Source organism: Pantoea ananatis PA13 (genome assembly GCF_000233595.1).
Taxonomy (GTDB): Bacteria; Pseudomonadota; Gammaproteobacteria; order Enterobacterales; family Enterobacteriaceae; genus Pantoea; species Pantoea ananatis.
On the sequence record NC_017553.1, the window covers coordinates 1 to 12,815 of the forward strand.

A 12,815-nucleotide genomic window follows, 5' to 3' on the forward strand; every position below is an offset into this window, starting at 1 on the left:
TATTCACTATACACAGTAGAATGTTCACTATAATCAGTGCTAATGTTCACTGTAATCAGAAAACGATCCTTTTTATCCACAGAATGAAGATCTTATCCAATGGCAGATAAAGATAGTGAAAACAAAGCGTTACTAGAGCCTTTTCTGTCTGTGACCAAAAACAGTGGTGAAGTTATTCAGCTTCATCCCAACAAAAATAATACCGTTCAGCCCGTGGCCTTAATGCGTCTGGGACTCTTTGTTCCCACGCTTAAATCCACAGCGCGGGGCATTTCTGGTGCTATGGCTTCAACCGACGCCACCAAAGAGCTTAAAAACCTCTCTCTGGTTAAAGCGGAAGGCTATGAAAAGATTACCATCACCGGTGCCAGACTGGATATGGATAATGACTTTAAGACCTGGGCCGGCATTATTCAGTCTTTTTCCCGTTACCCTACACAGGGTGATACGGTAACCCTGCCTTTTATTGATTTCGTGAAGATGTGCGGTATTCCCTCCGCCAACTCCTCTGCCGCATTGCGTAAGCGACTCGACGCTTCGTTACGCCGTATTGCGACGAACACTCTCTCTTTTGAAGGTAACGGTAAGGCCTATCATACGCATCTGGTACAGTCAGCTTATTACGATCGTGAAAAAGACATTGTTCGCATACAGGCTGATCCCAAGCTCTTTGAGCTGTATAACTTCGACCATAAGGTTTTACTGCAGCTGAGGGCTATCTCCCGCCTTAAGCGTAAAGAATCGGCTCAGGCGCTTTATACGTTCCTGGAGAGCCTGCCGACCAACCCTGCGCCCATTTCTCTTGCCCGCTTACGTATGCGGCTCAATCTTGGCTCAAAGATTACCACGCAGAATCACGTGGTACGGCGCGCGATGGAACAGCTTAAAGAGATTGGCTACCTTGATTACTCTGAAGTCAAACGAGGCCGCTCCGTATTTTTCATCATTCACAGCAGAACACCGAAACTTGATGGAATCAGTAACCTGGAAGGAATCGATACGCTCGATGAGATCGATTTTGAAGACTGAGCCCAACGTTCACTGTAATCAGTACTCCTCGCGTTGCAGTGTCACTTTTGCCAAAAAGTGACACGTATGCCTATCATTTTCGTCTGAATTCTTCAGGCAGTTGGCTGGCCATTCACTGTAATCAGTCGTGTTCACTGTAATCAGTAAAAGTGGACTGGTTCACATATCTACTTTCGCGGTCCATTTTTTTAAGTGCAAACTTATCAATAATTTATAAGTTAGCTTGCACTTACTAACCTTTTTTAGAACACCTCTCTCCATGCGTTTAAACCGCTTTTACTGATTACAGTGAATGTCGGCTCGAAAGCAAACCTCCGCGTCGTCATACTGTTTATAGTGAATTTACTGAGCTTTGTTATTTACAGAATACAGTGGATGTTAGAGTTAACCCATTGTTTAATAGTGTCTTTTTTTACCTCTTTTTTGCTGGCTATTTGCCCTGCCTTTCCTGTTCCAGTTGGGTGCTTTTCCGCTAAAAAAAAAAGTGACAGGGTTAAGCCAGTGCTGATTACAGTGAATGATGTGTGCCGTTTGGGATGAAGCTTCAGCATTTGTCACGAAGTCAGCTGACTACAGTGAACACTTAGCTCATTACAGTGAATGTTGAGATACTGGCAGGTTAAATGAAAATCACGTTTGCTGATTATAGTGAACATCCCATCTGACGCGGCCAGGTTCCGTTTGCAGCCAACCGAATTCCTTTCCTTCTTTTACTGATTACAGTGAATGTTTTACTGACTACAGTGAATCCCCTCTCACCCGTAAGCCCGCCCATGATGAGACGTGGCCTGATTCTGGTCACTGACCCGCGGGTCAGGACTTACGAAGTATACTGATTACAGTGAATGCTCTGACCATGCTGGGGCTGGTGGAAGTAGATTGAGTTGTTTAGCATTCAACCCCGTATGAGGTGTTTGGCTGGATGTGTATTTACTGATTACAGTGAATGTTTGAAACTCAGTCCCATAGCCGTTCTGCGTTTAAGTTAGAGTCTGGCTGTGGGAAAGGCCAGCCTGATGACTCCTCGTAAAGGGGCCATCAAAATGAAAGCGGAAGGTTACTGACTACAGTGAATGCCTAAAGTTACCCATAACTTTTACTGATTACAGTGAATATACTGAGCGCTGCACTTGCTGATTATAGTGAATCCTCTGTTGGCGCCCTGTGAAATGACTCCCCTTTTCTTTCGTTGAAAAACGGGATATGTCACCCTGCCAGTTGCCAGTTGCCAGTTGCCAGTTGCCAGTTGCCAGTTGCCAGTTGCCAGTTGCCAGTCCGTTCAACTCAGTACCCTTTTGTCTACCGGCTTCACAGCAGGGCTACACATCGGCCTGAACTCATGATGCACCCATCCCTCGTTTTACTGATTACAGTGAATCTTTTGCTGACTATAGTGAATCTTTCAGTTTAGCGATCTTACAGCTGCCAACCGGCATGAATCTGTGCTCCAGATATGCGGTTAAATCAGCATATTGGCCTGGCCCTCCTGCTTACGGGTAACACGTATTGGAACTGAATTGATCTCCATCAGGTCTGCAAAAATTCGAATGCATTCATTCACTGATTACAGTGAACGTTCGACACTGTTATTGATGCCTTTTCTTACCAGCTTTTACAGGGGAAAGAATTTGTCAGCCTTATCGTGTGCTGGATCAAGCGTCAAGGTTAAGGCTGTGAAGATGAATGGGCGGTATTTCAAGTGCGCGAGCTCAAGATGTGTCCCGCTCATCACAGTGAATTGTGCGAACAAAGTCACAGAAATCAGGAGTCCTACATTTAACACAGTATTGCGTTGATATGATAACTTGTTGCCTTGTGTGCAGGATTTAGGTATAAATTCATAAATCCTACATATTTGGAGTAAGTATGGCTAACGATGATAGTCAGGTCATGAAAGTTGCTCAGCGTTCCGAACGCATGTTATTGAGCCTTACTGAACAAATTCAGGCACAAAAGCTTGAGTTGCAGGAAAACAGCTACTACCAAATTTATGCCAAGGCGGCTCTGGCTAAACTGCCAAAACTGACTCGCGCCAGCGTTGATTATGCCGTAAACGAAATGGAAGAGAGTGGTTATCAGTTCGATAAGCGCGCTGCCGGTAGCTCGGTGAAGTACGCCATGTCCATTCAGAACATTATTGATATCTATCATCATCGCGGCGTGCCGAAATATCGCGATCGTCACACTGAAGCCTTTACCTTATTTGTGGGGAATCTTAAAGGCGGCGTTTCCAAGACGGTTTCTACTGTTTCTCTGGCTCACGCTCTTCGGGCTCACCCTCACCTTTTATATGAAGACCTGCGCATCCTTGTGATTGATCTCGACCCACAGTCTTCTGCCACGATGTTTTTGAATCACGAGCGTTCTGTCGGGCTTGTGGAGGCGACTGCCGCTCAGGCGATGCTACAAAACGTCACACGAGATGAGCTGGTAAGTGAATTTATCGTTTCATCCATTATTCCCGGTGTGGACGTATTACCTGCATCAATAGATGACGCATTTATTGCATCAAGTTGGGATCAGCTGTGTGCCACTCATTTGCCAGGGCAAAACATTCATTCGGTGTTATACGATAATGTCGTGTCTAAGCTTAAAAAAGATTACGACTTCATCTTCATCGACAGTGGCCCACATCTGGATGCATTTTTAAAGAATGCGATCGCCGCATCCGACCTCCTGATGACTCCAGTCCCACCGGCACAGGTTGATTTCCACTCTACCCTCAAATACCTGACTCGTTTACCAGAGCTGATTGGCATTATTGAAGAGTCGGGAGCCGTATGCCGTCTCCAGGGCAATATAGGGTTTATGTCAAAGCTCTCTAACAAAGCAGACCATAAACTTTGCCACAGCCTTGCTAAAGAAATTTTCGGCGGCGACATGCTGGACGCAACCCTGCCCCGTCTGGATGGTTTTGAGCGTTGCGGTGAGTCGTTTGACACGGTTATATCGGCTAATCCGTCAACCTATGTAGGTAGCAGTGAGGCGCTGAAAAACGCTCGTTCTGCCGCCGAAGACTTCGCTAAAGCGGTTTTTGACCGCATTGAATTTATCCGCCTGAACTGAGGTTTTTATGAGTGCGAAAAGAATAACGATCGGCAGAACCTTCAGCCAGACACCGTTAAACACAGAAAAACTCTCTGATAACCCTTCGCAGACGTTTGTTCTTGCCACAGGAAAACGTGCCGTATTCCGTTTTGAACACATTCCTGCGAATGAGATAGAAAGCAAAACCTTTGTGACCATGGAAACGAATGGTCGCGATCAGTCTGGTCTTACGCCTGACTCACTGCGGGATATTATCCGCACGATTAAGCTTCAGCAGTTCTTCCCTGCCATTGGTGTGATGCAAGGCGAACGTATAGAGATACTGGACGGCTCACGACGTCGCGCGGCAGCACTTTATTGTAAAACCGGTCTGGATATTCTTGTGACCGATGCGGTCATCACTCCGGATGAGGCTCGCAGGCTTGCGCAGGATATTCAGACGGCTCGTGAGCATAATTTGCGTGAAGTCGGGATGCGATTACTGGCGCTCAAAGACGGCGGCTTATCCCAAAAAGAGATTGCTGAAAATCAGGGCCTTTCGCAAGCCAAGGTCACCCGTGCTTTACAAGCTGCCAGCGTTCCCGCTGATTTGATCTCTCTTTTTCCTAATCAGTCAGAGCTGACTTATCCTGATTATAAAGCCTTGCTTCAGGCTGCGGATAAACTGAGTGAGACCGGGCAAACCGTCGAGGCATTGATAAACGCTATCTCGGCTGAAATCGATGTTGTCAGGGCTCGTGATGGTTTGGCTGAGGACGAGTTAAAAAACACGATTCTGAGGTTGATTCGTCAGGGCAGCCAGACGCTTGTTAAAGAACCTGAGAAAGATAAAACCACAGCGGTGGCTCTTTGGTCCTTTGCTGATAAGGATCGATTTGCGCGCAAAAAAACGCGAGGAAGAATGTTTAGCTATGAGTTTAACCGCCAGTCGAAAGAACTCCAGGACGAGCTTGATAAGGTCATTGCTGAGACATTAAAGAAGTATATGACCCGATGAAACATATCAAACCAGGCAAACTGATTGTCTGGTTTTTTATTCCCTCATATTTCCATTATCCCTGTAATATTCGATATCGCTATAGCGAATTTCAGGCTGAAATCGCCAAATAAATAGCCTGAAATTTATCTCTAAGATACTGTTTTTTAAGTGTTTTAATTTACTTTCCCAAAATGAAATTCGCTATATTTCCCGCCTGCCGCCTGCCGCCTGCCGCCTGCCGCCTGTGGTTTTAATGTGGTTGTCTGCCTCGGTGCTAAAAGATTTTTGATTCGACTGACCTGCTCCCCGTTGCTGGCCACAACATGATGTTATAGCAACGCAAGGACATCCCAATGAAGACAGTTTTCGTACGAACAGATCATCAGTATCGCTTGCATAGCCGAGGCTGGCATTCCCTCCCGTAAGCATATTATTTCTGACGCAAACTTTTGCGCCTGGCGTAAGACATTTAATGGCTTGGCACTCCCTGAAGTAAAACGTCTGAAGAAGAGAGAGCCCGTCTCAGGAAGTGACTTGCAGAAGTGATGCCTGAGTGAAGATGCATTACAGGTGGTTGAGCCGATAATACTGACGACAGATCGCAAGTGGGAAGCGGTTGCAGTGAGGTGTGAAGTGATGAGTCTGTCACGACCTCGTGCGTGCACGTATGCTGATTTGTTCCTGTCGACTTGCTGCTATGAGAAGCAGCCTCAGGTGGCAGATGCGAATTTTTCAGGGCGCTCGATTGCGCTGCCACCTGAGCGACGGCGTTTCGGTTAGCGCCGTATAGCGGGAAACTACGGCAACGAGAAGGCCTGCATGTTAATCACAAGTACTTGTGATGCCTTTACCCTCTCAGCGGCCCGGGTGTTAATTGCAGGCGAGGTCGTAGAGTACGGGTTACAGAACGCCTTCCTCTGCTCCGTCTTGCTGCTCCTGGTCTGTCGTGGTCACCGTATTTCGTCATGGACGCACAGGCATCCTGACGCAGAATAAAGTGTTATATCTGCGTTGATGATTTTACCAATGAATACCTGTCAGTTTCTCTTACCTCAGGTATATCTGGCATGCAGGTCACACGTATTCTGGACAGTATTGTGCTATTTCATGGCTATCCGGTAGCGTTAAGACCAGACCAGACCAGACCAGACCAGACCAGACCAGACCAGACCAGACCAGACCAGACCAGACCAGACCAGACCAGACTCTGCACCAGCGTTTACCTGGCGGGCACTGAACCAGTGGACCTTTGCGCATGGCGTTAAGCTTCGGCTTATTCAGCCGGGCGATCAAATACCTATGGGGTTATCGAAAGCTTAAATGGTAGTTTTCTAAAGGCGTGTCAGATTAAGCTCGGGTTAAGCGAAAGTGTTCACCCAAAAAATACATTAACGACTGGCGGAAGGACTATAAGCGTTTCAGCCTCATTCCTGAGTGATTTATCTGACGTCAGCGAGGTTAGCAGTGGGCTGGCAAAATGCTAACAGAGAAGGTAACCCAACCGACATGGCTAACGGTCTATTGTGCTCAATGCTGTGGGGGCAAATCACGTCGATGATTTTTATTGGATGCAGTCTGCGCGATATTTACACAAACAGAGACGGATACAGCAATTTTTCGACGGCATCTCAATTAGCGGTGTTGCTGTGATTGCAATAAGAGATTTAGCAGTGTGTGGATTATCGGTGTCAGGGCGAAAGAGACGCTTTTTTCAACCCTATCTTCATGAAAAATATTGTTTTTATGATGGCGATTTCAGCCTGAAATTCAGTCAGAGATAAAAAGTAATCCCTCGGTTTCTGAGAGAAGTCAATGCGTCAGGGTTTTGCTTTGTTATTTTTTTGAAGACGAACGTCCCGGTCAAACTCTGGTTAAATTGATATACAGAAAATATCCCTTAGTTATCCACAGAAAAAGTGGATAAGTTGAGAAAGCCTTAATGACAGAGACATGCGCCAATCTTTCGCCTTACTGATAGGCGTTTTAGGAGTAAGTAAGTTAAGCACATGGAGTTGGTTTCATGCCCCGATGCTAAAAAACATGTCGCAGTTTGCATCGTGACTCTGGCCTTTCGCTTAAGCGGAACAGATTCACGCCTGGCAATCGGCCTCACGTTGATAACATAACGATTTAGTGAAAACGAGCGCTGACGCGACGACAGAATGCACAGCGACAAGCTGAAATCGGTGCAGTCATCATCCAAAACCCGTTTCAGCCCAGGTATTATTCGAATCAGTAAGAGACAAGGCTGGAGAGCGAAAGCGTTCTGTTAGGCGCTAATGAAAGTAAAAGCCTGATGCTGTACAGCATTTTATCAAATTCGCATCAGTGCCTGCAGGAGGAGAAAACGCTATTCCTTACAGAACCGTGATGCCCGGGCGAAAGCTAACGGCTTCTGGCGTTGGCATGATGTTTTTACTAAATACTATAAGCTGCATTCAGGCCAACCCGACGTTCACTGTAATCTGTAAACGTAGGTCATAGGCTTGATTATCGACTGTGTGTGGCACTGTCACATTTCCATCCATGATGAACAACTGATTACAGTGAATCGGCAACGAGATCCTTTTGAGATTAACTGTTCTGGTTTTCACTCATAACATGCTCATGTTGGCTGAGTTTTGTTTATTTCATCCTGCTGAGGCCACATCCCGCGTCAATCACGGGAATGACTTTCGATACTGATTACAGCGAATCACAACCACTGTAATCAGCAATCGGAGATGACCTGTTTGGCGATTTCAGGCTGAAATTCATACTTATCAATGGGTTTGCTGCATGAAATTGTTGAAAGCAGTCATTATGAAAACAGGCAAGCCTCGCTGGCAAGTGGCCGTTTAGACAGGTTTTTTTGATCGCATCATCCAGGCTTTACATAGGTATCTGGGTTGCAGTGTACAGTGAACGGTTAAGATGCGTTGCTCACCCTGGTTAAAAGTATTCTTCACATGATGGCGGGTTGGGGACAACTGTTTTTAACAGGCTTAAAATCGCTTTAAAGCAGATAAATGACGACTCGCCACGAAGGGAAATCCACGTGGCGGTATTAACGTGTTTTAGCCAAATCGAAGGAAAAATACGTCACTGTCTTCTCAGGACGTCAACGATTTCAGGGGCGAAAATTTGCGACCGTGCCTGATTATTTAACATAATATAAAGGTTTGCCTGTGTTTTTGACGTTCAAAAAAATCATTCATCCTCTGGCTGGTTTTTATTTCCTCTTTCACTGATTACAGTGAATGCCACTTAAACGTTCACTGTAATCAGTAACACCTAAATGTTGGCGATTTCAGGCTGAAATTTACCTTATGCACCTAATGGCAATTTGCGCCACGTATATCAGCCTTGTGTAAATGGGAGTCTTACACGATTTCTATTTATGAGCAGATAGCCACTGGTTCAGCATTCAAGCCGAAAAGCGCGCAGCCTTCCTCGTTAACTGAAACTGTTAAGCCCGGCGTGGAGTGCGACTGGCGTAAGCGTTCACGAAGACAAGGCACAAGCGGCGATTCGACAACATACGTATCTCTCAAGACGAAAATGTCTTTGCCAGCGTGACCGCAGAGTGAAAGCGGTAATGGGTGAAGATGGAGAGATGAGAGTTCAGTGACAATTCATGTGTCATGCGCGTTTCAAGGCAATAATGGTCAGTGGCTATTAGCCAGCACTGAGCTTCAGGTAAGTAAAGGGTAGGGCAGGGGGCTTTGTTACTCAACGATTCCAGAACTTCCACCAGACTACTCAGCATCACTAACGTCGGGGGCATTTATAGCCTTTCAGCACTGTGCCACTTACGCATAAACCTGTTCGTTCAATGCCATCTGACGGTGCGGCAACTGAAGTATAAAACGTTGGGTCAAGGATGAGAGAAGGGAAAGACGATCATAATCAGATGTTAATCATGCCCTATGATCAGAATTTGTTGTGTCTTTTTTGCCGGAATAGATGCCAGGCCTGAAAACATCTGTCGTCATCTGATATATCTGTCGATAACAGCCAGCGAAGGTTCAGGTCGCTCTGCGTGGTTTGAACGGCTTTGCGCGAAATGAAACTTTGCTCCCATTGCCAGTGAGTTGCACTGGATTAAGTACTGTCTCGAACATCATTGCGTTACCTCAATTTCTGGCCTTTTCATAACCCAGAAAATGAGGTTTATAAATGTTCAAAGACCCAGGATTGCGTCGATCTCAATCAGCAAGTCAGGTGAGAACAGAGCACTAACCTGTACCAATGCGCTCGCAGGTAAATAATCACCATAACGTTTAAACAGCACGTTGCGGAGTGCATCAATATCTTTAAAAGAGGTTACAAAGAGGGTGACCTTAATGAGTTGTTGCAGAGAGGTGTTTTCAGCCGCCGCTATGCTTTCCAGCTGATCAAAAATCACTTCAGCCTGCGCCGCGATATCCCCCTGGTTTGCAGGCGTGCCAAACGCAGTTAAGCCTGAGACATAGAGTGTTTGATTGTGGCTGACGGCATGAACATAGGGGGCAGTGACTTCCCCAAGCGAAGCATAGTTTTTCCGTACAGGCATCATAGTGCTTAACTCCCAATGTATTACTTGTTGGTCATTAGCAACTGCGAGCACGCATGATTGCTAAGTGCTGCCTGCTGCTGCTGTTCTTGAGTCAGACTTTTCCAGTTGTCGATCACCCGAGCGGCCAGGCCAGGAACAAAATATATTTTTTGCAACGCATAGTCTGAATTACTGCCTTCTATAACGTTTTTCATGTCTTTCTGCAGCTGTTGCTCATTTTGTTGAGGTACGGCGCAGAGCACAGAAATGTAGTAGTTTTCATCTTCAGCGTCATAATGAGGTGTCAGCCACCACCCCAGGAACCCAACGACAAGGGCGGCAGGGATAAGAAAAGCGGGTTTTAGTACTGTCATCTATCCATCCAGAGTCATTCTTCTCACTGGCCAACAGGGGCATCAGTCCGGTCGCATATCCTGCCATAAATAGCGCTATTAGTTAAATCCTCTGCCTGGATTAGGCTATCGGGTTACACCAGGCACCAGCCCTGGTCATGAGCAGCATAAAAAATATGACCGGCATTGACGTTTTATGAAATCAGTCAATGAAACTATAAAAATCAATACAATTAACAGGTTACAGACCCAGACTTATCTGTATTCACCGCTGAGTTTTTAAAAGCATACTACTATTAGTTGTCTGGAGCCTCAGGATCCAGACTGATATTTATGCACATTTATAGGGGAACCGCGTGCTGATAAAGAAGAAGAAAATACGGTCACATACCGAGGATAGATATCTGGCTCTGGCACTGGCAACGACTGCCGGGATACTCAACGCAATGGCTTTAGGCGCGTTTGGTTTTTTTCCGTCACACATGAGCGGTAATACTTCTCAGATTTCTAACGAAGTTTTCACTTCTGACTTTGATAGTCTGGTTTTCCTTGCGGGTCTGATTTCTGCGTTTGTGATCGGTTGTACCACCGCGAGATTGTTCATTATTGCCGGCGAAAGACGGAAAATCAGAACCATCTTCTGCCTGATCATTCTGGCTGAAGGGTTTGCACTGACGGCAGCCTCACTCTTCGAAAAATGGTTTTATTCACCCAGCTACAACGGTGAAGTATTGTTGATGCTGGGCTTCCTGATGGGCTTACATAATGCGACTTCTACGCAACTGTCGAACGGCCGTGTCAGATCAACCCATATTACCGGTACGCTAACTGACGCAGGCATCGCCTTAGGTTCCTATTTATCATCTTTTATATCCCGGGCAGAACCTTGCGACAGACGATTTGCTCAGAAGCAGCTCTATACACATTTAACCACGGTATTATCTTTTTTAACGGGGTGCATTGTCGGGCTATTACTGTTTAAAACCTATGCATTTAACGCTATGATTGGACTGGGAATTTTCCTCATCGCCCTTGCGGCTGGCGCGATTGTTATTACATTGTATAATGCAAAAAAGCTTTACTAGTTGATTTTTATAAATGGCGGTTACGTGAGATTTTATTTCAGGTGCCGCCATTGCTAGCAGGAATGATTATTTTAAGACTGTATTTTAAAAGTGGTGTAGCAATTTAAATAGAGGGATTAACTTCCAGAATATGACCGGTGAACAAGTCCATAAAATTGACAAAAAGTAATAAAAATTTACGTTTTATCCGATTTAGAAAAGAATAACCATTTCATTAGATTGATCGTGGAAAAATAAAATTATTGTATAATTAAATCAATAATATAAGTAGATTCTACCGCTTCGCTTAAGGTTTATTTCCTCTGCCGGCTTTGTTTTCCTGACTATAAAAGTGTTAGTCTGTATATACATACACCGGTTGGAGGTTATGTGAATAACCATGAAGACAACGACATTCGTGCGCTGATTGGGGCGGTGGTGAGTGAACTTCTGAAGGTAGGTGAGCCCGTGCAGTTTCACCAGATCACAGATGCATTGTTTCGTTTAAGTCAGGACAGCCGAGACAAAAGATTTAAAGTACTTTGCCAGCGCGCAATCCATTTTTTCTCACGCAAAATGCATTAAGAGTGACCTGCAATCTGGCTGCGTTGCAGGTCAACAAACTCACGCTGACTTAGGATAAACGCCCTCACCACAGATGTCAGATGCGAAACTACACACCTGCATCGTCTGGCGTACGTCCTACCACGATTTCAAGAGTTCTGCGTAACAGTTCGATGTGGAACTCATCATCCGTCGATTCGAGTTCTGCGATGAGGTACAGGATGATCGCTTTATTGGTTACGCGTTTTTCGTCACTGACAATATTTCTGATAACTCTGCCAAGCAGCTCAGTCTCCTGAGCAAGATGCTCTCCCTCACTGCGAAAAAACTCGATGATGGCTAAATCTGATGTGCTCTGTTGCATAGTTATCATTCTCTAAGAATCGTCAGTTGCGTCTTAAGGAGTCAGCCGACAAGGTCATTAAGTAGTAAGGGTTACCAGGCATAACACACTTTGATGCCCATCTTTTCTCTCGCTGGCACAGCTTAAATCTTAGACGCCAGCGTCAGTGTTTTTTAGAGCCTTCTGGTGGGCCGTCGTTGTTCAAACGGTGTTTATCGCGCTCGGGAAGATCCACCCGGCGGCGACTGTTCGCTGTGGCCATGCCTTTTTGTACTTCAACAATCGCAACTTTGATGGCTTTCAGCCTGGTTGCGTCCTCGGTTTCACTTGCCATTGCTTCAAGTTGAGCAATAAGTGCATTGCTGGATATCGGACTTTCTGATTTCAGTAAGATCAGAACGGCCTCACCAATCATGACATCCGTTATTTTTTCTTCTTCACTTCTGTACATACTGGCTTCTCTGATTACGAATTTGTAGCCACGCTCCGGCTACGATGACGGGGGACAGCTAACCTTCCCGCGTCAGCTGTGGGCAGTACTATCCCTGTGAGTAAACATGGTACTGCCCGATCAGAAATTACTTCAGGTAACGAATTAATTTTAAAGCGTTAAATTTATATTAGCTTTCGCGACTAAACAGTAATCCAATCAGCTCCTGGTAATGACGTTGCTGCTCTGTGGCATCACAACCGTCGAGACGATGGAGCAATTTACTGCAAATTGCTTTGCGTGAAAGTGTTTGGCCTGCGCGCAGTAGCTCAACAACAATCTCACCCAGCGTTTCCTGCTGAGAGGGCAAATTTGCCTGGCTGAAGTAACGGGCGATGTCGCTGGTATTATCCGGTGCATGTCCGTTCTGACGCATACGATTATCCTCAGGTGGTTAAAATGTACTTTGCCATAGAGCGAAAGTTATAC

Annotated in this window: 12 protein-coding genes; 5 read left to right on the forward strand and 7 right to left on the reverse strand. The window is 45.6% G+C overall.

Going from position 1 to position 12,815, the window contains the following annotated elements:
* Positions 1-99 precede the first annotated feature (99 nt).
* From PAGR_RS21555 to PAGR_RS21565, 3 genes are all read left to right on the forward strand, one after another.
* Positions 100-1,029, forward strand: coding sequence for a RepB family plasmid replication initiator protein (locus PAGR_RS21555; RefSeq protein ID WP_014604568.1), 930 nt, complete (start codon positions 100-102; stop codon positions 1,027-1,029).
* Positions 1,030-2,895: 1,866 nt separating this feature from the next.
* The gene (locus PAGR_RS21560) at positions 2,896-4,095 is read left to right on the forward strand and encodes an AAA family ATPase (protein ID WP_013028020.1); all 1,200 of its coding nucleotides are present in this window, start codon (positions 2,896-2,898) and stop codon (positions 4,093-4,095) included.
* Positions 4,096-4,102: 7 nt separating this feature from the next.
* Positions 4,103-5,074, forward strand: a complete 972-nt coding sequence (locus PAGR_RS21565) for a ParB family protein (RefSeq protein WP_013028021.1) — start codon at positions 4,103-4,105, stop codon at positions 5,072-5,074.
* A 1,056-nt stretch (positions 5,075-6,130) separates the two neighbouring features.
* Here PAGR_RS21565 and PAGR_RS24460 read toward each other — a convergent pair.
* The 4 genes from PAGR_RS24460 to PAGR_RS21575 form a co-directional block, all read right to left on the reverse strand.
* Positions 6,131-6,313, reverse strand: coding sequence for a hypothetical protein (locus PAGR_RS24460; protein ID WP_444850725.1), 183 nt, complete (start codon positions 6,311-6,313; stop codon positions 6,131-6,133).
* Between the two features lie 2,272 nt (positions 6,314-8,585).
* Complete coding sequence (locus tag PAGR_RS23400; protein WP_014333012.1) at positions 8,586-8,822, reverse strand: hypothetical protein; 237 nt, start codon at positions 8,820-8,822, stop codon at positions 8,586-8,588.
* A gap of 396 nt (positions 8,823-9,218) precedes the next feature.
* A complete protein-coding gene (locus tag PAGR_RS21570; protein WP_014604569.1) occupies positions 9,219-9,593 on the reverse strand; it encodes a RidA family protein in 375 nt (124 codons plus the stop codon).
* Between the two features lie 20 nt (positions 9,594-9,613).
* Positions 9,614-9,946: a hypothetical protein gene (locus PAGR_RS21575; RefSeq protein WP_014604570.1), complete on the reverse strand. Its 333-nt coding sequence runs from the start codon at positions 9,944-9,946 to the stop codon at positions 9,614-9,616.
* A 335-nt stretch (positions 9,947-10,281) separates the two neighbouring features.
* On the opposite strand from PAGR_RS21575, the gene PAGR_RS21580 reads away from it, so the two are divergent.
* Together PAGR_RS21580 and PAGR_RS21585 are read left to right on the forward strand one after the other, a co-directional pair.
* Positions 10,282-11,010 carry a YoaK family protein gene (locus PAGR_RS21580; protein ID WP_014598206.1) on the forward strand — a complete coding sequence of 243 codons (729 nt, stop codon included), beginning with the start codon at positions 10,282-10,284 and terminating at the stop codon, positions 11,008-11,010.
* A 369-nt stretch (positions 11,011-11,379) separates the two neighbouring features.
* Positions 11,380-11,574 carry a hypothetical protein gene (locus PAGR_RS21585; protein ID WP_013028028.1) on the forward strand — a complete coding sequence of 65 codons (195 nt, stop codon included), beginning with the start codon at positions 11,380-11,382 and terminating at the stop codon, positions 11,572-11,574.
* Positions 11,575-11,662: 88 nt separating this feature from the next.
* On the opposite strand, the gene PAGR_RS21590 is transcribed toward PAGR_RS21585, so the two are convergent.
* The 3 genes from PAGR_RS21590 to ycgZ form a co-directional block, all read right to left on the reverse strand.
* Positions 11,663-11,917, reverse strand: a complete 255-nt coding sequence (locus PAGR_RS21590; protein WP_014604571.1) for a biofilm/acid-resistance regulator YmgB/AriR — start codon at positions 11,915-11,917, stop codon at positions 11,663-11,665.
* Between the two features lie 142 nt (positions 11,918-12,059).
* Positions 12,060-12,347, reverse strand: a complete 288-nt coding sequence (locus tag PAGR_RS21595; RefSeq protein WP_013028030.1) for a hypothetical protein — start codon at positions 12,345-12,347, stop codon at positions 12,060-12,062.
* A gap of 169 nt (positions 12,348-12,516) precedes the next feature.
* Positions 12,517-12,762: a regulatory protein YcgZ gene (ycgZ, locus tag PAGR_RS21600; protein WP_013028031.1), complete on the reverse strand. Its 246-nt coding sequence runs from the start codon at positions 12,760-12,762 to the stop codon at positions 12,517-12,519.
* Positions 12,763-12,815 lie beyond the last annotated feature (53 nt).